At 52.5% G+C, this 18,846-nt stretch carries 18 protein-coding genes; 7 read left to right on the forward strand and 11 right to left on the reverse strand.

Going from position 1 to position 18,846, the window contains the following annotated elements; genetic code table 11:
- Window positions 1-20: 20 nt before the first annotated feature.
- The 3 genes from gap to ACCW76_RS08610 all read right to left on the reverse strand — a co-directional run bounded on the left by gap (window position 21) and on the right by ACCW76_RS08610 (window position 3,161).
- A complete protein-coding gene (gene gap / locus ACCW76_RS08600; protein WP_436338387.1) occupies window positions 21-1,031 on the reverse strand; it encodes a type I glyceraldehyde-3-phosphate dehydrogenase in 1,011 nt (336 codons plus the stop codon).
- Between the two features lie 78 nt (window positions 1,032-1,109).
- On the reverse strand, window positions 1,110-2,087 hold the full coding sequence (locus ACCW76_RS08605) for a GlxA family transcriptional regulator (protein WP_436338334.1): 978 nt from the start codon (window positions 2,085-2,087) through the stop codon (window positions 1,110-1,112).
- A 51-nt stretch (window positions 2,088-2,138) separates the two neighbouring features.
- Window positions 2,139-3,161 (reverse strand): LacI family DNA-binding transcriptional regulator, encoded by a 1,023-nt coding sequence (locus ACCW76_RS08610; RefSeq protein ID WP_436338335.1) that lies wholly within the window; start codon window positions 3,159-3,161, stop codon window positions 2,139-2,141.
- 294 nt (window positions 3,162-3,455) lie between these two features.
- On the opposite strand from ACCW76_RS08610, the gene ACCW76_RS08615 reads away from it, so the two are divergent.
- From ACCW76_RS08615 to ACCW76_RS08635, 5 genes are all read left to right on the forward strand, one after another.
- Window positions 3,456-3,776, forward strand: coding sequence for a PTS sugar transporter subunit IIB (locus ACCW76_RS08615; RefSeq protein WP_436338336.1), 321 nt, complete (start codon window positions 3,456-3,458; stop codon window positions 3,774-3,776).
- Window positions 3,776-5,092, forward strand: coding sequence for a PTS sugar transporter subunit IIC (locus ACCW76_RS08620; RefSeq protein WP_436338388.1), 1,317 nt, complete (start codon window positions 3,776-3,778; stop codon window positions 5,090-5,092). Before ACCW76_RS08615 ends, ACCW76_RS08620 begins: the two co-directional genes overlap by 1 nt.
- An 8-nt stretch (window positions 5,093-5,100) precedes the next feature.
- Window positions 5,101-5,433 carry a PTS lactose/cellobiose transporter subunit IIA gene (locus ACCW76_RS08625; RefSeq protein ID WP_436338389.1) on the forward strand — a complete coding sequence of 111 codons (333 nt, stop codon included), beginning with the start codon at window positions 5,101-5,103 and terminating at the stop codon, window positions 5,431-5,433.
- A gap of 30 nt (window positions 5,434-5,463) precedes the next feature.
- Complete coding sequence (locus ACCW76_RS08630; protein WP_436338337.1) at window positions 5,464-6,897, forward strand: 6-phospho-beta-glucosidase; 1,434 nt, start codon at window positions 5,464-5,466, stop codon at window positions 6,895-6,897.
- 202 nt (window positions 6,898-7,099) lie between these two features.
- Window positions 7,100-8,512, forward strand: a complete 1,413-nt coding sequence (locus tag ACCW76_RS08635; protein WP_436338338.1) for a 6-phospho-beta-glucosidase — start codon at window positions 7,100-7,102, stop codon at window positions 8,510-8,512.
- 118 nt (window positions 8,513-8,630) lie between these two features.
- Here ACCW76_RS08635 and ACCW76_RS08640 read toward each other — a convergent pair whose 3' ends face one another.
- The 4 genes from ACCW76_RS08640 to pth all read right to left on the reverse strand — a co-directional run bounded on the left by ACCW76_RS08640 (window position 8,631) and on the right by pth (window position 12,859).
- Window positions 8,631-9,659, reverse strand: coding sequence for a methionine synthase (locus ACCW76_RS08640; RefSeq protein WP_436338339.1), 1,029 nt, complete (start codon window positions 9,657-9,659; stop codon window positions 8,631-8,633).
- Between the two features lie 27 nt (window positions 9,660-9,686).
- The gene (locus ACCW76_RS08645) at window positions 9,687-10,664 is read right to left on the reverse strand and encodes a DUF1852 domain-containing protein (RefSeq protein ID WP_045814454.1); all 978 of its coding nucleotides are present in this window, start codon (window positions 10,662-10,664) and stop codon (window positions 9,687-9,689) included.
- Window positions 10,665-11,068: 404 nt separating this feature from the next.
- Window positions 11,069-12,160: a redox-regulated ATPase YchF gene (gene ychF, locus ACCW76_RS08650; protein ID WP_034824290.1), complete on the reverse strand. Its 1,092-nt coding sequence runs from the start codon at window positions 12,158-12,160 to the stop codon at window positions 11,069-11,071.
- A gap of 111 nt (window positions 12,161-12,271) precedes the next feature.
- Window positions 12,272-12,859, reverse strand: coding sequence for an aminoacyl-tRNA hydrolase (pth, locus tag ACCW76_RS08655; RefSeq protein WP_038646426.1), 588 nt, complete (start codon window positions 12,857-12,859; stop codon window positions 12,272-12,274).
- A gap of 259 nt (window positions 12,860-13,118) precedes the next feature.
- Between pth and ychH the strand changes: the two genes are divergently transcribed.
- The gene (gene ychH / locus ACCW76_RS08660) at window positions 13,119-13,394 is read left to right on the forward strand and encodes a stress-induced protein YchH (RefSeq protein ID WP_045816019.1); all 276 of its coding nucleotides are present in this window, start codon (window positions 13,119-13,121) and stop codon (window positions 13,392-13,394) included.
- Here the strand turns inward: ychH and ACCW76_RS08665 are convergent.
- From ACCW76_RS08665 to lolB, 4 genes are all read right to left on the reverse strand, one after another.
- Complete coding sequence (locus ACCW76_RS08665) at window positions 13,391-14,566, reverse strand: GGDEF domain-containing protein (protein ID WP_436338340.1); 1,176 nt, start codon at window positions 14,564-14,566, stop codon at window positions 13,391-13,393. The genes ychH and ACCW76_RS08665 overlap by 4 nt on opposite strands.
- Window positions 14,567-14,790: 224 nt before the next feature.
- On the reverse strand, window positions 14,791-15,738 hold the full coding sequence (gene prs / locus ACCW76_RS08670; RefSeq protein WP_034824282.1) for a ribose-phosphate diphosphokinase: 948 nt from the start codon (window positions 15,736-15,738) through the stop codon (window positions 14,791-14,793).
- A gap of 137 nt (window positions 15,739-15,875) precedes the next feature.
- Window positions 15,876-16,730, reverse strand: a complete 855-nt coding sequence (gene ispE, locus ACCW76_RS08675) for a 4-(cytidine 5'-diphospho)-2-C-methyl-D-erythritol kinase (RefSeq protein WP_200680895.1) — start codon at window positions 16,728-16,730, stop codon at window positions 15,876-15,878.
- The gene (gene lolB / locus ACCW76_RS08680) at window positions 16,730-17,353 is read right to left on the reverse strand and encodes a lipoprotein insertase outer membrane protein LolB (RefSeq protein WP_034824277.1); all 624 of its coding nucleotides are present in this window, start codon (window positions 17,351-17,353) and stop codon (window positions 16,730-16,732) included. The genes ispE and lolB overlap by 1 nt, the downstream gene beginning before the upstream one ends.
- Before the next feature lie 217 nt (window positions 17,354-17,570).
- On the opposite strand from lolB, the gene hemA reads away from it, so the two are divergent.
- The gene (gene hemA / locus ACCW76_RS08685) at window positions 17,571-18,827 is read left to right on the forward strand and encodes a glutamyl-tRNA reductase (RefSeq protein ID WP_038646436.1); all 1,257 of its coding nucleotides are present in this window, start codon (window positions 17,571-17,573) and stop codon (window positions 18,825-18,827) included.
- Window positions 18,828-18,846 lie beyond the last annotated feature (19 nt).

Below are 18,846 nucleotides of genomic sequence, written 5' to 3' on the forward strand. Positions count from 1 at the left end.
TAGTTGAGGAGGAGGGCGAATTACAATCCGCGCTGCGCCATCAAACGCGCGAGATCCACCAGACGGTTCGAGAAGCCCCACTCGTTATCGTACCAGGCAAGAATTTTCACCAGGTTGCCGCCAATCACCAGCGTGGAAAGGCCGTCGATGATGGATGAACGGGGATCGCCCTGATAATCACTGGAAACCAGTGGTTCATCGCTGTACCCCAAAATCCCTTTCAGCGGACCTTCTGCTGCTGCGGCTTTAAAGGCATCATTGACTTCCTCCGCAGTGACATCACGTTTAAGCGTCACGGTTAAATCGACAATTGACACCACCGGCACCGGTACGCGCAGTGAATAGCCCGTCAAACGTCCATCCAACTCGGGGATAACACGCCCCAACGCTTTAGCCGCACCGCTGGAGTAAGGCACGATTGACAGCGCCGCCGCGCGCGCGCCGCGTAGATCTTTCTCCGGCTGATCGTGCAGCACCTGGCTATTGGTATAAGCATGAGTGGTGTTCATCAGACCATGCTCAATACCGAAGGCCTGATGGAGAACCTGTGCAGCTGGGGCTAAGCCGTTGGTGGTGCAGCTGCCGTTGCTCACGACGAAATGCTGTTGAGGGTCGTAGCGCTGATCGTTCACGCCCAACACTATCGTCAAATCATCGTTTTTACCCGGCGCGGAGATAATGACGCGTTTCGCACCACCGCTGGTGATATGCACCGCTGCTTTGTCACGTTCAGTGAAGAATCCGGTGGCTTCGATAACAATATCGACACCCACATCGCTCCAGCGAATATTGGCCGGATCTCGTTCGCTGAACACGCGTACTGGCTTGCCATCAATGCGTAGTTCACCTTCACCTGCTTCCACTTCTGCAGGCATTCGGCCCAGCAGAGAGTCGTGTTTCAGCAGATGCGCCAGGGTTTTACTGTCGGTGAGATCGTTAATCGCCACAATCTCAATATCATCACTGCCCAGTGCGGCGCGGAATACGTTACGTCCGATACGGCCAAAACCGTTAATGCCTACCTTGATCATCATTGACTCCTTATCCGAAGTGGTTGCAGTCAATGTAGGACGATGTGTGATTGGCGTAAACGACAAAAAAGGATCACTTTACGCCATTTTACGGCAGTGAAAGCGTTGGCGATATTCACCAGGTGTGAGATGCAGCTGGCGCTCAAAACTGCGGCGCAAATTGATGCTGCTGCCAAATCCGGTGTCGAGGGCGATGCGTTCCAGCGTCGCGCGGCTCTGCTCCAACAGTTCGCGTGCGGCAGCCCGTCGCGCCTCTGCGACATAGCGCGCCGGTGACGCACCGGTTTCACGGGTGAATACGCGGGTGAAATTGCGTGGGCTCATCGCGACACGTTCGGCCAGCTTCTCAACCGACAGATCTTCCGCCAGGTTGGCGCGTATCCAGCTTTGCAGATCGTGGATCGGGCCGGTGCTGGTTTGTTGTAGCTGGTAGCGGCTGAACTGCATCTGTCCGCCGGGGCGGCGCAAATACATCACCATATCCTGAGCGATATAGCGTGCCACGCTGAAACCGAAATCCTCCTCAACCAGCGCCAGCGTGAGATCAAAGCCGGAACTCACGCCACCGGACGTCCAGATTGGGCCATCCTGGATGTACAGCGGGCCTCCTTCCACCTGGACGCGGGGAAAGCGGGTTTGCAGCGTTTCCAGCAGACGCCAGTGTGACGTGGCACGGCGTCCATCCAGCAAACCCGCTTCAGCGAGCAGCATCGCGCCACCACAAATTGACACCACGCGCCGAGCCTGCGGAGCCGCCAGCCTGATGAAATCCACCACCATGTTGCCCTCTTCGACGCTGTCACCGCGTCCGGTAATCATGATGGTATCCCAGGCGGTGCGGGGATCTAATTCGGCCAGCTTCAGGTCAGCCAGCAGGTTGAGGCCCGACTGACCGTGAATCACCTGATGTGACTGCGTGGTGGCGATACTGACGCGATAACGTGGCTGATCAACGCCTACGGGCAGGTGCAGGTTGGCGTGCATCAGGATGTCGGCAATACCGGCGGCTTCAAACAGCATGCCGCCATCGGGGACGATAACGAGAAAGTGCTTCATGGCGCAAAATGCTCATCATGGCAAAATAAGCCAGATTATCGCACGACAGCGTTATTTTTGCTGGTAATACGGTCCCTGGGTGATCGAATTGCGCAGCACCAGTCGGCCCGGCATCAGTGGCTGCGCCGTCACGCTTTCACCATCAAGCATTTTAGACAGTTGCGTTAACGCACTCGACACCATCTCAGCAACGGGAACATGCACCGTGGTTAACGCGGGCAGAAGATAAGGCGCAACCGGGATATCATCAAAGCCCAGCAATGAGACGTCATGCGGGATGCGCAAACCTGCGTTGTGCAACGCGCAGGCGGCGCCAATCGCCATATCATCATTGCTGGCGACAATCGCGGAAAATCTGACTTTACGACGTAACAGTGCTTCCACCGCCAGTTGCCCACTGGCGCTGGTCCAGCAGCCATCCAGCATCAGGTTTTCGTCGTATTCAATGCCATTTTCCATCAATGCTGAAATATAGCCTTTCAGGCGACTTAATCCGGTGTGCGAACTGCCCATCCCTTTGATAAAAGCGATCTCGCGGTGGCCCTGAGCAATCAAATGATTCACAGCGTTGAGGGTGTCATTTTCGTGATCGGCGCACACTGAATATTGCGGATGCTGCTTCAAACGGCGGTTTAATACAATTAACGGCTTACTCATGCCAGGAATCAGTGCATCAATTTCCTCCACGCTTAAATAGCGCGGGTAGATGATCACGGCATCGCAATAACTATCGATTAAAAAGTTTATGGCGTCGCGCTCTTGTTGCGCATTGTGTTTACCATCGGCCAGCACCAGTTGCGAACCGAGTTTTTCCGTCATGGTCGCGGCCTGGAATAACAGCTCGGTGAAAAACGGACCATTGTAAAGTGTATTGGGCACCATCAGACCAATGCTATGGGAACGGTTGGTCGCAAGATTTCGTGCCAGCAGATTAGGACGGTAATCCATCTCATCTATGGCCAGCATCACCCGATCCCGCACCGTTTTAGACACATAAGCGTGGCCAGCCAGCACCCGTGAAACCGTGGCTTTTGACACACCTGCGCGTTTTGCGACATCAAGCATTGTCGTCATTTATCTTCCTTCTCAGCGTTCTCGCGCATTGTAGCGCAAAAGCTCAATCTGAAAACCGCAGAGTGAGGCTCTTCTTACCGATAACGTTTTTTCTCATTATCATCCGATTTCATCACATATTTAAAAGGCTAACATAAAAATAATATGAAACCGGTCTCAGATTAATCATATTTTCACTCTTTAAATAAGGTTTAACGGTTTGAGTTATGGATCACAAAAAGAACAAATTGAATCTGTAACCGGTTGCAGAAACGATTCTCAGCGCGTAATTATTTAAAAAAAACGGAGGGTATCATGGTGAAAATTCTATTGTGTTGTTCCGCAGGTATGTCAACCAGCATGGTGGTACAAAGAATGCAGAAAGCCGCTACGCAGCTGGGTTTAGAAGCCAAAATTGATGCCGTTGGCATGGAAGAGTTTAACGAAAAAATCGCGGAGTATGACTGTTGTCTGTTAGGTCCGCAGATCAAATATAAGCTGGCAGATTTCGAACGTCAGGCGCAGGAATATCACAAACCGGTCACCGTCATTAACACCATGGATTACGGGATGTTAAATGGCGAAAAAATCCTGAAGTCGGCGCTCTCCCTGATTGATGCCAATAAGGGGGCATGATGAGTACACTGGCTGACTCTTTATTTGGCGTGATTGAGAACCGCATCAGTCCGATTGCAGCACGACTCTCCTCGCAACGGCATGTGGTGGCCATCAAGGACGGATTTATTGCCTCGATGCCGTTCCTGATTGTCGGCTCATTTATGCTGCTGTTCTCACATCCTCCTTTCAGTCAGGACAGCCAGTGGGGCTTTGCCCAGTGGTGGCTGGGCATGGTGAAGCAGTACAACGACCAGCTGATGATGCCCTACAACATGACGATGGGCATCATGGCAGTGTTTATTACTGGCGCAATTGCCTACAACCTGGCGCAAAGCTACAAACTGAATGGCCTGATGGCGGCGCTGCTGTCGCTGATGACCTTTTTGGTGGTGGCTGCACCGGAAAAGAACGGTGCATTGTCCGTCGCCTCGCTGGGCGGGGAAGGGATATTCACCGCCATCCTGATCAGCTTGTACTGCACGGAAGTGATGCACTGGCTGGTGAAGTACAACATTGGTTTCAAACTGCCAGAACAGGTGCCGCCGAAGATTCGTCAGTCATTTGACCTGCTGATCCCCATTATGGTGATTTTCCTGACACTCTATCCGCTGAACCTGTTTATGGAGAGCCACTTTGGCTTACTCATTCCTCAGGCCATTATGTCGGTGTTTGCGCCAATCATCTCCGCAGCCGATTCACTGCCCGCCGTGCTTATCGCCGTCTTGCTCTGTCATCTGCTGTGGTTTGCCGGTATTCACGGTGCGGCGATTGTCGGCGGGATTTTACAGGCATTCTGGCTGAGTAATCTGGGGCTGAACCAGGAAGCGCTAAATGCCGGCCAGGATATTCCTAAGATCTTTATCGAGCCGTTCTGGCAATTCTTCATCACCGTGGGCGGATCGGGCGCCACCATGGGGCTGGTGATTCTCTATCTGCGCAGTCGCTCCGCGCATCTGCGCGCCATCGGCCGCCTCGGCTTTGTACCCGGTATGTTTAACATCAATGAGCCGATTATTTTCGGTTCGCCGGTGGTGATGAATCCGCTGCTGTTTATTCCCTTTATCACCACGCCGTTGATCAACGCGGTTATCGCCTGGACCGCCACCCGCACCAACCTGATCAACCACGTCATTTCGCTGGCACCCTGGACCACGCCGGGACCGATTGGTGCGGCATGGTCAACCGGCTGGGACTGGCGCGCGGTAGTGCTAGTGGCTTTCCTGATTTGTTTATCCACGCTGATTTATTACCCGTTCTTCAAAATGTATGAACGCCAACTGCTTGCGCAGGAAGAAGAGATGGCGCAGGAACAACTGGCAGAGGAGATGAAGTAATGCAAGAGATGCAGGAAATGGAAAGCACGGTGATGGAACTGATTATTCATGCCGGGGAAGCCCGTTCATCATCGATGCAGGCACTGCAAGCAGCCCGAAAACACAACTGGCACGAAGCCGATGCGCTGCTGGCCAGTGCCCGAGATGCCGCACGCGAAGCTCACAAAATTCAAACCGCCTTAATCGGTGCCGATGAAGGCTGCGGCAAGATTCCCGTCAACCTGATTATGGTGCATGCGCAGGATCATCTGATGAACGCCATGCTGTGCCGTGATTTAGTCGAAGAACTGATTTATCTGCATCGTCAGGTGCAGGCGTTGTCGAAAACCCACGTGCAGTAAGACGCTGTTAATCACATAAAAGGATGGATTATGTCTCAGTTACCGGCTGATTTTTTATGGGGCGGCGCTGTTGCCGCGCATCAGGTTGAAGGTGGATGGAACGAAGGAGGTAAAGGGCCGAGCATCGTCGATGTGTTAACGGGCGGTGCGCATGGGGTTGAACGTGAAATTACTGATGGGATTGTCGAAGGGAAACACTATCCCAACCATCAGGCCACTGATTTTTATCATCACTACAAAGACGATATCGCGCTGTTTGCCGAGATGGGCTTTAAGTGCTTCCGTACCTCGATTGCCTGGACACGTATCTTCCCAAAAGGCGACGAGCAACACCCTAACGAAGCGGGCCTGCAATTTTACGACGACATGTTTGATGAGCTGCTCAAATATGGTATCGAACCGGTGATCACGCTGTCGCACTTCGAGATGCCATTGCATCTGGTGAAGGAGTATGGCGGCTGGCTCAATCGTGAGTTGATCGATCTCTTTGTGCGCTATAGCGAAGTGGTGATGAAGCGTTACAAAGGCAAAGTGAAATACTGGATGACCTTTAACGAGATCAACAACCAGCGTAACTGGCGCCGCCCGCTGTTCGGTTACAGCAACTCAGGGGTGATTTTCACCGATCATGAGAAGCCGGAAGAGGTGATGTATCAGGTACTGCATCATCAGTTTGTGGCCAGTGCCAAAGTGGTGAAGCTGGGGCATCAAATCAATCCTGAATTTAAGATCGGTTGCATGCTGGCGATGGTGCCGCTGTATCCGTGGTCATGCCATCCTGATGATGTGATGTACGCGCAAAAGTCGATGCAGGAACGTTATCTGTTTGGCGATGTGCACATGCGCGGTGCCTATCCTTCGTACATTTTGAAAGAGTGGGAACTGCGCGGTTTCAACATTGAGATTGCGCCGGAAGATGCACAAACGCTGCGTGAAGGCTGCACCGATTATCTCGGCTTTAGCTATTACATGAGCAATGCCGTGGAGTACACCAGCGCGACGCGCATGGACAGCGCGCTCGAGGCTTTCCCTGGCAGCCGAAAAAATCCACACGTGCAGGCGTCAGATTGGGGATGGCAGATCGATCCGGTCGGTCTGCGCTACACGCTGAACGCGCTGTATGAGCGTTATCAGAAGCCGCTGTTTATTGTGGAAAATGGTTTTGGCGCCGTTGATCAACGTGAAGCCAACGGCGAGGTGAATGATGACTATCGCATCGCCTATCTGCGTGAACACATCGAGCAAATGAAAAAAGCTGTACTGGAAGATGGCGTGGACCTGATGGGCTTTACGCCCTGGGGCTGCCTCGATTGCGTCTCTTTTGGCACCGGTCAATACAGCAAGCGCTACGGTTTTATTTACGTGGACCGCAATGACGATCAAACCGGCGATTTTTCGCGCTCGAAGAAGAAGAGTTTTGCCTGGTATAAAAAGGTCATCGCCTCGCAAGGTGAAGCGCTTTAAGTCGCATTGCCCGGGCAGGAGGCCCGGGTAAAACAGATGTGTCATCTCTTCGTCAGTGAATATCCTTTCCAGCCTGCGCAGGCTGGCTGAATAAATAATATGAACCTGAGCCAGGAAAAATATCATCCATGCGGTGAGGCGTAATGCTGCCTGAAACGGCGCTTTTGACTCACCTGATTGCAACCAAACGGAGTTATATCCTATGCCAAATAAGATCAAGATTGTCACTATCGGTGGGGGTTCCAGCTACACGCCAGAGTTGATTGAAGGGCTTATCCTGCGTCAGGCGCAGTTGCCGATTGCCGAGTTGTGGCTGGTGGATATTGAGGACGGCGCAGAGAAGATGGAAATTGTTGGCAACATGGCAAAGCGCATGATCGCGGCCGCCAAACTCGACTGGCAGGTGCATCTTTCACTCGATCGCAAGGAAGCGTTAAAGGATGCGGATTACGTAACCACGCAGTTCCGCGTGGGGTTACTAGATGCGCGCTTAAAAGATGAAGTGATTCCGTTGGCCAATGGTTTACTGGGTCAGGAAACCAACGGCCCGGGCGGAATATTTAAGGCGTTTCGCACGGTTCCGGTGATTCTCGATATTATCGAGGATATGCGTCAATTGTGCCCTAATGCCTGGCTGGTGGATTTCACTAATCCGGCAGGCATGGTGACCGAAGCGGCGATTAAATATGGCAAGTGGGAAAAAACCGTCGGCCTGTGCAATGTGCCGTTCGGTCATATCACGCAGGCCTGCAGCGTACTCGGTTTGGAAGAGAAAGATCTCTATTTTAAGTTTGCCGGTCTTAACCATTTCCACTGGCATCGCGTCTGGGATCAGCAGGGCAATGAACGCACCGCAGAGCTGATTGATAAAATCTACTCTCCAGAGCAGCAGGAAAAAAGTGATGAAGGGCTGAAAAATATTCATCAGATTCCGTTCAACTATGACCAGGTGAAACATCTCGGCCTGCTGCCCTGCGGCTATCACCGCTATTACTATTTGCAGGAACCGATGCTGGCGCATGCCATCGAAGAGTTCGAACAGTATGAAACCCGCGCTGAAGTGGTGAAGAAGACCGAAGCGCGGCTGTTCGAGTTGTATAAAGACGTCAATCTTAACTACAAGCCTGAAGAGTTAAGTCAGCGGGGCGGGGCGCATTACAGCGATGCGGCTTGCGATCTGATTGCATCGATTCAAAATAACAGCGGAAAATTGATGGTGGTCTCAACGCGCAATAACGGCGCGATTGCCGATTTGCCGTTTGATTGCGTGGTAGAGGTTACTGCCGCCATCACTTCTCATGGCGCAGAACCGCTGCGTTGGGGAGCGTTACCGCCTGCGGCGCGCGGCATGATTCAGTTAATGAAAGCCATGGAAGAAACGGTGATTGAAGCGGCCGTCAGTGGCGATTACGGCGCAGCATTACACGCCTTCACGATTAATCCGCTTATTCCGGCGGGCGATACGGCGATAAAAGTGCTGGATCAATTGTTGTATGCCCATAAAGACTATCTGCCGAAGTTCGCCGGTAAAATTGCCGAGATTGAGAAAACCCAACCGGAAATCGTCGCTTTCGTCGATCAGTTACTGGCCGACAGACATGCGCACAGGGCGTGATGAGGTTTTTTCAGGATTGGATGATGCAGGCAGGAGACGGAAGACGGTGCCCGAATGAACATCGCTGGGCACCGAAGTAAAGCACTCACCGTCCTGTTGGGCGGTGAGTCGATCAACATTACGCGGTGAGTTCGCTACGTACGATAGCTGCACCGGCGCTTAAGGCTTCCAGCTTACCTCTCGCCACGCGGCGCGACAGTGGCGTCATACCGCAGTTAGTAGAAGGATAAAGCTTATCGGCATCCACAAACTGCAGCGCTTTACGCAAGGTATCAGCCACTTCTTCTGCGGTTTCAATGGTGTTGGTCGCCACATCAATGGCACCGACCATCACTTTTTTGCCACGAATCAGCTCAATCAGATCCATTGGCACGCGCGAATTCTGGGCTTCAAGTGAAATGATATCGATAGAAGACTTTTGCAGTTTAGGGAACACTTCTTCATATTGACGCCACTCGGTACCGAGGGTCTTTTTCCAGTCGGTGTTCGCTTTAATGCCATAGCCATAGCAAATATGCACGGCGGTTTCGCACTTCAGACCTTCAACGGCTCTTTCCAGTGCGGCAATGCCCCAGTCATTCACTTCATCGAAGAACACGTTAAATGCGGGTTCATCAAACTGAATGATATCGACACCGGCTGCTTCTAACTCTTTGGCTTCCTGATTAAGAATTTTGGCAAATTCCCAGGCGAGTTTTTCACGGCTTTTGTAGTGACCATCATAGAGGGTATCGATCATGGTCATTGGGCCTGGCAAAGCCCACTTAATCTGTTGTTTGGTTTGCTGGCGCAAGAATTTAGCATCTTCAACAAACACCGGCTTTTTACGCACCACTTCACCGATCACACTTGGCACGCTGGCGTCATAGCGATTGCGGATCTTCACAATCTCACGCTTTTCAAAATCAACGCCGCTCAGATGTTCAATAAAGGTGGTGACGAAGTGCTGGCGCGTTTGCTCGCCATCACTGACGATATCAATGCCCGCTAATTGCTGATCCTGCAGGGATAACAGCAGAGCATCTCTTTTGCCCTCGATTAATTCATCACCCTGCAGTTTCCATGGCGACCACAGCGTTTCAGGTTGAGCAAGCCAGGCCGGTTTCGGTAAGCTTCCTGCCGTTGAAGTAGGCAATAACAATTTCATAATCAATAACCTTTTATATTGGCTTAATCAAAGAACGTATTGTGCAGACCACTGCTCAAGAATTTCTTGATAGGGTTTGATGAAGTGCTCTTCCGTAAACTTCCCCTGCTCAATTGCCAACTGGCTGCGTTCTTCTCGATCGTAAACAATGCGCGTTAATGAATGGTCGCCATGCGTCAGGCTTGGCTGATAGCACTGACCTGCGGCAGAGTTGGCATTGTAAATTTCCGGGCGGTAAATCTTCTGGAACGTCTCCATGGTGCTGATGGTGCCGATCAGTTCCAGATCCGTGTAATCATTCAGCAAGTCACCGGTGAAATAGAAGGCTAATGGCGCAACGCTGTTTTCAGGCATGAAATAGCGCGCCTGCAAACCCATTTTGCCGAAATAGTGGTCGGTGAGAGACAGCTCATCTTGCTGATATTCAAAGCCCAACACCGGATGCTGATAGTCAGTGCGGTGATAGGTGTTCTTGCTTGATACGCTCAGGCAGATTACTGGCTTTTTATTAAAGCGCTCCTGATAAGCCGCCGAGTTGACGAAGCTTTTAAAGATATTGCCGTGCAGATCGCCGAAACCTTCCGGCAGGCTAAAACCGGATTGGTTGTTATTGGCCGCCAGCAGACGCACGCTAAAATCGTAATCACGCACGTAAGAGGAGAAGTTATTGCCTACGATGCCGTCGGTACGCTGCTGAGTTTTGCGATCAACAATATTGGTTTTCAGGATCTCAATGACCGGGAAGGTTTTGCCATTGCCTTCAATATCAATTTCCGCAGAAATGATTTCCAGCTCAACGGCATAACGATCGCCTTTTGGGTTATCCGCGTGCGCCAGAGAGTTGAAACGGTTGTTCATCATCATTAAGGCATTGCGCAAATTCTGCTGGCGGTTGGTTCCACGTGCCAGGTTAGCGAAGTTCGTGGTGATACGCGTATTCTCAGAGGGGTTGTAGTTCTCATCGAAAACGCTGCTCTTAATTGAAAATGCAAAATCGTTGCTCATGATGCTCGGGTATCCTGATTTCTGCTGCAAAACCTCCCCGATTTCAGACGGGTTGCCTTGATGCCTGGCCTACCACCTGCGGGAGAATTCACATTGTCTTAAGTCAATAACAATGCGAATTTTATGCCAGAGTCCCTCAACGATTGATAGTGATTAAATTTCAAAGCTGCATGAGCCAATTTCATGAGCGGGCTCACACTCTGGGTCAGGGCCGTCAGAAGGGGGGATTCATGCGGAAAAGCGAGCGGTGGCGGTGGAATAGGTCAGCGACGGAAGCGAAGTGAGCGTGACGCTACGCGAGCGCGATGCGGAAGAATTTACTCAATGAGAAATAAAAAATCCACGCCAGGCGTGGATTTTTTTGCGGTGCTTAATCCATCAGGATTAAATCATCGACGTGAAGATTAGACGTTGAACAGGAAGTTCATCACGTCGCCATCTTTCACGATGTACTCTTTACCTTCTGAGCGCATCTTGCCGGCTTCTTTGGCGCCTTGTTCACCTTTGTAGGTAACAAAGTCATCAAACGCGATGGTCTGCGCACGGATAAAGCCTTTCTCGAAGTCGGTGTGAATTTTACCGGCAGCCTGCGGCGCGGTGGCACCGACTGGGATGGTCCATGCACGCACTTCTTTCACGCCAGCGGTGAAGTAAGTTTGCAGGTTGAGCAGGGCATAACCCGCACGGATCACGCGGTTCAGACCCGGCTCTTCCAGACCCAACTCCGCCATGAACTCGTCACGCTCTTCGTCATCCAGCTCAGCAATGTCGGATTCAACGGCCGCGCACACTGGCACCACCACTGAACCTTCGGCTTCCGCAATCGCACGCACCTGATCGAGGTACGGGTTATTTTCAAAACCGTCTTCGTTAACGTTGGCGATATACATGGTTGGCTTCAGGGTCAGGAAGCTCAGGTAGCGGATGGCCGCTTTCTCGTCTGCATCCAGTTTCAGCGCGCGCAACATGCCAGCTTCGGACAGGTGCGGCAGGCACTTCTCTAATGCAGCCAGTTCAGCTTTAGCATCTTTGTCGCCGCCTTTGGCTTTCTTCTGGCAACGCTGAATGGCACGTTCACAGGTATCCAGATCGGACAGCGCCAGCTCAGTGTTGATGACGTCAATATCTTCCGCCGGGTTCACTTTGCCGGAAACGTGAATAATATTGTCGTTCTCGAAGCAACGCACCACGTGGCCGATAGCTTCGGTTTCACGGATGTTGGTCAGGAACTGGTTACCGAGACCTTCACCTTTGGATGCGCCTTTCACCAGACCGGCGATATCGACGAATTCCATGGTGGTCGGCACAACACGCTGCGGCTTAACGATTTCGCTCAGCTGATCGAGGCGCAGATCGGGCATTGGCACCACACCGGTGTTAGGCTCGATGGTGCAGAACGGAAAGTTGGCTGCTTCGATACCCGCTTTGGTCAGCGCGTTGAACAGGGTGGATTTACCGACGTTCGGCAGGCCCACAATACCGCATTTAAATCCCATGGTCTGATTACCTTTCTCACTGAGTGTGCGGCACTGGCTGGCAGCGCCGACAGATTCAAAAAATTTCGCGCATTATACACAGAATTGCCTTCTGCGGCGCGGGAATTGGCCTTAGCCAGCCTTGAACGCATGCAGGCGGTTCATCGCCTTAATTTTGTCTTCTTTCAGCCACAGCTCAGTACAGCGCACCGCTTCATCCACGGCATCATCGATCAGCTTTTGCTCGCTGGCTGGGGGTTTGCCCAGCACGAAGCCGGTGACTTTATTGCGATCGCCGGGATGGCCGATGCCAACCCGCAGGCGATGGAAATTGTTGTTATTGCCCAGTTTACTGATGATGTCTTTCAGACCGTTGTGTCCGCCGTGACCACCGCCCTGTTTAAATTTGGCGATGCCCGGAGGCAGATCCAGTTCATCGTGTGCCACTAAAATCTCTTCCGGTGCGATGCGATAAAACGTCGCCATCGCGCCCACCGCTTTGCCGCTGAGGTTCATAAAGGTGGTGGGCACCAACAGGCGCACATCTTCACCCGCCAGTGACAGGCGCGCGGTATAGCCGAAAAATTTTGGCTCTTCTTTTAACGACTGATTATGTCTTTCGGCCAGCAAATCCACATACCAGGCACCCGCGTTATGACGCGTTGCGGCGTATTCAGCGCCGGGATTGGCCAGCCCCACAATCAGTTTAATGCTGCTCACGATGTTTATCCTGTCTTGCTGCGGAAAGGGCGATAGTTTACTGCCTGCAAGCGGCGATGACAAAGGGTGCTGAGCACAGATGATACCTCTGAGTGACTTATCAATTTCTATCGAAATCAAGCCTCTGGCCGTAAAGAAATGTCAGAGATTGTGAAGGATGTGTGATCCTGTCCGCAACTTAACCTGCGGTCATTGCCTAAACTTATGACAAGTTAACCATACGTGCTGTTTTGCTTTTTCATAAGGATGGAGGTGAATCATGAAACGTCAACAATGCCGCTATTTAGGTAATGGCCTGATGTGTTTAGGTTTACTGACGATGGTGTTAGGCGTCGGCTATTCCATTATTAATCAGCTGCCTGCGTTAAACCTGCCGCAATTCCTTGCCCATGGTGCCATGTTCAGTATCTTTGTCGGGGCACTGCTGTGGCTGGTCGGCGCGCGTGTCAGTGGACGTGAGCGTGTTGAAGACCGTTACTTCTGGTTGCGCCATTACGGTGACAAACGCTGCCGCCGCGATCACTCCTCACATTAAGAGAGAGCTGCTTCCTGCATAGGCTGTAACTGCACGAAATAACGCTCGACGCGGTTACGGCCACTGGCTTTTGCACGATACAGCGCTTCATCTGCCAGCCCGAGTAATATCGGGAAGGTGTGATCGCGATGATGAGCGGTGGCATAGCCAATACTCACCGTATAGCAAACATCGTTAGGCTGTGAGAGCTGCGTGGCCAGTCGGATTCGCTCACACACACGTTCCGCAGCTTCACTATCTCCTAGTAAAATCGCCGCAAACTCTTCGCCACCCAAACGGGCGAAGTGACCCTCTGCGGGTAATAACGCCTGCACCACCTGACAAAAATCGATCAATACGCGGTCACCCTGCTGATGGCCGTAACGATCGTTGATGCCTTTGAAATGGTCGAGATCAAACAGCACGGCCGAGTAAACCAGGGGTTGCGGATTGCGCGAGTTGCGTAACACTAATCTGTCGGCTTGCTCGAATAGGGCGCGACGATTCCAGACGCTGGTCAGGGGATCATGAAGCGAAGCGCGTTTGTGAGCTATCTGTGTGCGTTCGTTGACCATCGCCAGAATGGTAAAAGTCAGGCCAATCACAAACAGAATGGACTCCAGAATCACATAAACCGAAAAACTCGAGCCTGCTATTGCGCCGCGCACCGGTGTGGCGATGGCGTCATCCAGGAAAATACGCGCCACGTGAAACAACAGATGGATCCACAGCAACATCTGCGCGGGCCAAAAAGTCACTTGCAGGGCATCGCGTGATTGCCATAACAACCTTATCAGTGCGCCGGTGTAAATGATGCACAGCAGGCACAGCACTAAAACGCGTTTAGGCTGACTGGCATAAAACTGTGGGAAAGTGCAAAGAATAGCCCATAGCAGTGCGCCTGCTAACCAGCTGAAGCCTAAGGGTTTATTGCAGAAAGCACGAAAAGCATTGAGCAGATTGCCGTAGGCCAGCAGCATCACCACGTTGCCGACAGCAATAGGGAGAAAAACAAAGCCAGCACTGCGCAGACTGCTGAGGAAGACCGCCATCAGGGTTAACGTGAGCGCCAGCGTGGTGAACCCCAGCACGCGATCGTACTGTGCACCTACCCAGGCGAACACCAAAATAATGCTCAAAAAACCCAGCACATAGAGCTCGCAAACAAACAGCGTGTAGATGTCGAGAGTCATAGTGGTCGGAGTTCTCTGAAAAAAGTGTGGAGAAAATACCACTAATCAATGGCCCGCTAAAGCGAAGCATCGCATGTCGTTTGAAAAGAGTGTAAGGCAGGGAGAATAGCGAGTTTTAACGAAATTTATCGCGAAAATATCGGCGCTGAAAGCGGCTTAATCGGTAAATGAAGCGGATTGTCAGAAATAAAAACCGGGCGCGGGGCCCGGTTTCATGCAATGTATTAATGTTCGAACATTGCGGAGATGGACTCTTCGTTACTGATACGGCGAATCGCTTCGGCCAGCATGCCAGAGAGCGTTAAGGTACGCACGATTGGCAACGCTTTCATCTCGTCTGACAGTGGAATGGTATCGCACACGATAACCTGATCGATCACTGACTTACGCAGGTTTTCTACCGCGTTGCCAGAGAAGATGGGGTGAGTTGCATAAGCGAAGACACGTTTCGCCCCGCGTTCTTTCAACGCTTCAGCTGCTTTGCACAGCGTACCGCCGGTGTCGATCATATCGTCGACCAGTACACAGTCACGACCCGCCACGTCACCGATGATGTGCATCACCTGAGAAACGTTCGCACGCGGGCGACGTTTATCGATGATAGCCATGTCAGTGTCATTGAGCAGTTTAGCAATAGCACGTGCACGCACGACGCCGCCGATGTCCGGGGAAACCACAATCGGGTTTTCCAGGCCAATCTGCAGCATATCTTCCAGCAGGATTGGGCTACCGAACACGTTATCAACCGGGACATCGAAGAAGCCCTGAATCTGTTCGGCGTGCAGATCAACCGTCAGAACACGGTCAACACCTACGCTGGAGAGGAAATCGGCGACCACTTTGGCGGTGATAGGCACACGAGCAGAACGCACGCGGCGGTCCTGACGGGCATAACCAAAGTAAGGGATAACAGCAGTAATACGACCAGCAGAAGCCCGACGCAACGCGTCGACCATCACAACCAGCTCCATCAGATTATCATTGGTGGGGGCACAGGTGGACTGGATGATGAAAATATCACCACCGCGTACATTTTCGTTGATCTGTACACTTACTTCACCATCACTGAAACGGCCGACAGCGGCGTCTCCGAGGCTAGTGTAAAGGCGGTTGGCAATACGTTGTGCTAGTTCCGGGGTGGCGTTACCAGCAAATAGCTTCATATCAGGCACGAGAAGAACCTCAGGCTTGGCGTCCAGAGAATGAACGTTTCAAAAGTAACCGGCGAATACTTTTGAAGTCGTTCATACGGGTGTGTTAATGCGTCACGTGCAGTGCCTGGAACAGGGTGGCACTGTCACGCAAACGCTTAGAGCCCGGAAAGGGTACGTTGCAACGGCGAGTGATTAAGCCCGCGAGCCACAAATCCGTTAATCCATTTCGGGGCAAGCTCCAGCACCTGACGAGCAGCGGACTCGGTGTTAAATTCAGCAAACACACAAGCTCCCGTCCCGGTCAGGCGCGACGGCGCGTATTCTAGCAGCCAGGAAAGCAGCGCATCAACCTCGCGAAAACGTTTTCTTGCCACAGCTTCACAATCATTGTGAAAAGGACGCTGTAACAGTTCATCTAATGTGCGTATCGGTGAATTGCGCGTCAAGTCAGGATCGCGAAAGATATCCGGCGTGCCGATGCTGATGCCAGGATGCGCCACCAGATACCATTTTTCTTCCGGTTCGGCGGGCTGGATCTCTTCGCCAACCCCCTCAGCAAAGGCAGCGTGACCGCGCACGAACACCGGAACATCGGCACCGAGCTTGATACCCAGCGTGGCTAACTCATCCACGTTAAGACCGGTTTGCCACAAATGGTTGAGCGCCACCAGCACGGTCGCGGCGTCAGATGAGCCTCCGCCGAGACCGCCACCCATCGGCAGGCGTTTCTCCAGCGCAATTTGCGCACCCGCGTTTTCGGGCAGCGTACCGCGAACGGCCGCTGCCTGTTTTAACATTCGCGCCGCCCGCACTATCAGGTTCTCGTCGTCGGCAACGCCCGCCAGAGGCGTCAACAGCGTAATGTTCCCGCTGCTATCAGGCGTGATTTCCAGCGTGTCGCCGTGATCAAGAAACTGAAACAGCGTTTGCAGATTGTGGTAGCCGTCAGCTCGACGGCCAGTAATGTAGAGAAACAGATTCAGTTTTGCCGGAGCAGGCCAGGTGGTGATCATTGCGTGGTCCAGCTATCCATGCGCAGTTTGATACGCTGACCACCTTCTGTCAGTTCCAGGTTGGCCGGCAGCGGTGGATTGACCTTGCTGTCGTAATCAGAGATGTTCACTTTCCACTGCTGTCCATTACGGCTGTAATTCACACTCTGCAACTGATAGCTGCTGTTGAGCTGATAATCCGTGGCATCACCCGGCAGACCCATCATCCACTGACGCAGATTCGCCAGTGGGATATCCATGCCGGTCAACTGTGAAATCATCTTCTCAGCGTCATTGCTCACATAGCGCTTGCCTTTGTTATCGACGATTTGCACCACCGAACCCTGCGCATCAAGTTGCAACTCGGTGCTGCCCAGCGGATTGGTTAACAACAGACGATAGCGATCGGCGGCAGTTTGCTGCCAGTTAAAGCGCGCATAGACTTTTTGCTTGTCAGAGAGATAAGCAAAGGCGCCACGCGTTTGATATTGGGTGATTTTCTCAACGGCTTGTTGATGTTGCTGCCATTGCGGTGAGGTGGTGCTGGGGCCAGGACCTTGTGGTTTGTTGATGCTACAAGCAGCCAGCAATACGCTGGCTAGGGGCAAAAGGCGCAACAGCTTGCGCGGGGGCAAATGCATCACGTGGTCGTCTCCTCAGACACGTTTTTACTTCGTAACCGATAACGCTAACCATCCAATACTATGCCGTCAATGCCGATGTAAGGATAATTGCGCACGATCAGTTTAATCTTATTACAGTCATAGCCTTTGTATGGCTTTTCTTGATCTGTGGCATCTTGTAGAATGCGCTTCACAAAGCCCTGACAAATATTGGGACATCCCAACCCGAATCACCATGACGCTGCTTGCTCTCGGAATCAACCACAAAACCGCACCTGTTGCGCTGCGCGAACGCGTTGCGTTTCTGCCAGACACGCTGGATCAGGCTCTGAACAGCCTGCTATCTCAGCCGATGGTTCAGAGTGGTGTGGTGCTCTCAACTTGTAATCGTACTGAACTCTATCTCAGCGTAGAGCAGCAGACAGATTTGCAGGAGAGGTTGGTGCGTTGGTTGTGCGAGTATCACGATCTGCGTGAAGAGGATGTCCGCGCCAGCCTTTACTGGCATCAGGACAACGCCGCCGTCAGCCATCTGATGCGCGTGGCCAGCGGTCTGGATTCGCTGGTATTGGGCGAACCGCAAATCCTCGGCCAGGTGAAAAAGGCCCATGCTGATTCTTCGCGTGACCATGCGCTAAGCAGCGAGCTGGAACGCATGTTCCAGAAAACCTTCTCCGTCGCCAAACGTGTTCGCACCGAAACTGAAATCGGTGCCAGCGCGGTCTCTGTCGCCTTCGCCGCCTGTTCTCTGGCGCGTCAAATCTTCGAATCACTCAGCACGGTAAATGTGTTGCTGGTGGGCGCCGGGGAAACCATCGAGTTAGTGGCGCGTCATCTGCGTGAACATAAAGTGCAGAAGTTGATGATCGCCAACCGCACGCGCGAGCGTGCACAGTTGCTGGCCGATGAAGTGGGCGCCGAAGTGATTGGGTTGGGCGATATTGAAACGCGCCTCGCCGATGCGGATATCATTATTTCTTCTACCGCCAGCCCGCTGCCGATTATTGGCAAAGGCATGGTGGAGCGCGCGTTGAAAGCACGTCGCAACCAGCCGATGCTGCTGGTGGATATCGCCGTACCACGTGATGTCGAACCTGAAGTGGGCAAGCTGGCGAACGCCTATTTGTATAGCGTCGATGATCTGCAAGCGATCATCGAGCAGAATATGGCGCAGCGCAAAGCCGCTGCCGTCCAGGCCGAAAGCATTGTCGTGCAGGAAAGTGGCGAATTTATGGCGTGGCTGCGTGCGCAAAGCGCGGGCGACACCATTCGCGAATACCGCTCACAGGCTGACGACGTGCGTGCCGAGTTGCAGGAGCGTGCGATTGCCGCGCTGCGTCAGGGCGCGGATGCCGAGAAAGTTTTGCAAGAGTTAGCACACAAGCTGACCAATCGTCTTATTCATGCACCAACCAAATCACTGCAGCAGGCCGCGCGCGATGGCGACAGCGAACGCCTGCAGATCTTACGTGACAGCCTCGGTTTAGAGTAATCTGGTCTGTCACGACCTA

Source organism: Pantoea sp. C8B4, assembly GCF_051336905.1.
Classification (GTDB): domain Bacteria; phylum Pseudomonadota; class Gammaproteobacteria; order Enterobacterales; family Enterobacteriaceae; genus Pantoea; species Pantoea rwandensis_B.

Coding starts and splice junctions, on each gene's coding strand:
- ACCW76_RS08620 (WP_436338388.1), top strand. CDS start 3,776: ATGAGTACACTGGCTGACTCTTTATTTGGCGTGATTGAGAACCGCATC.
- ACCW76_RS08625 (WP_436338389.1), top strand. CDS start 5,101: ATGCAGGAAATGGAAAGCACGGTGATGGAACTGATTATTCATGCCGGG.
- ACCW76_RS08605 (WP_436338334.1), bottom strand. CDS start 2,087: ATGAAGCACTTTCTCGTTATCGTCCCCGATGGCGGCATGCTGTTTGAA.
- ACCW76_RS08640 (WP_436338339.1), bottom strand. CDS start 9,659: ATGAAATTGTTATTGCCTACTTCAACGGCAGGAAGCTTACCGAAACCG.
- gap (WP_436338387.1), bottom strand. CDS start 1,031: ATGATCAAGGTAGGCATTAACGGTTTTGGCCGTATCGGACGTAACGTA.
- hemA (WP_038646436.1), top strand. CDS start 17,571: ATGACGCTGCTTGCTCTCGGAATCAACCACAAAACCGCACCTGTTGCG.
- ACCW76_RS08630 (WP_436338337.1), top strand. CDS start 5,464: ATGTCTCAGTTACCGGCTGATTTTTTATGGGGCGGCGCTGTTGCCGCG.
- lolB (WP_034824277.1), bottom strand. CDS start 17,353: ATGCATTTGCCCCCGCGCAAGCTGTTGCGCCTTTTGCCCCTAGCCAGC.
- ACCW76_RS08645 (WP_045814454.1), bottom strand. CDS start 10,664: ATGAGCAACGATTTTGCATTTTCAATTAAGAGCAGCGTTTTCGATGAG.
- ychH (WP_045816019.1), top strand. CDS start 13,119: ATGAAACGTCAACAATGCCGCTATTTAGGTAATGGCCTGATGTGTTTA.
- ACCW76_RS08635 (WP_436338338.1), top strand. CDS start 7,100: ATGCCAAATAAGATCAAGATTGTCACTATCGGTGGGGGTTCCAGCTAC.
- ACCW76_RS08665 (WP_436338340.1), bottom strand. CDS start 14,566: ATGACTCTCGACATCTACACGCTGTTTGTTTGCGAGCTCTATGTGCTG.
- ychF (WP_034824290.1), bottom strand. CDS start 12,160: ATGGGATTTAAATGCGGTATTGTGGGCCTGCCGAACGTCGGTAAATCC.
- ACCW76_RS08610 (WP_436338335.1), bottom strand. CDS start 3,161: ATGACGACAATGCTTGATGTCGCAAAACGCGCAGGTGTGTCAAAAGCC.
- ACCW76_RS08615 (WP_436338336.1), top strand. CDS start 3,456: ATGGTGAAAATTCTATTGTGTTGTTCCGCAGGTATGTCAACCAGCATG.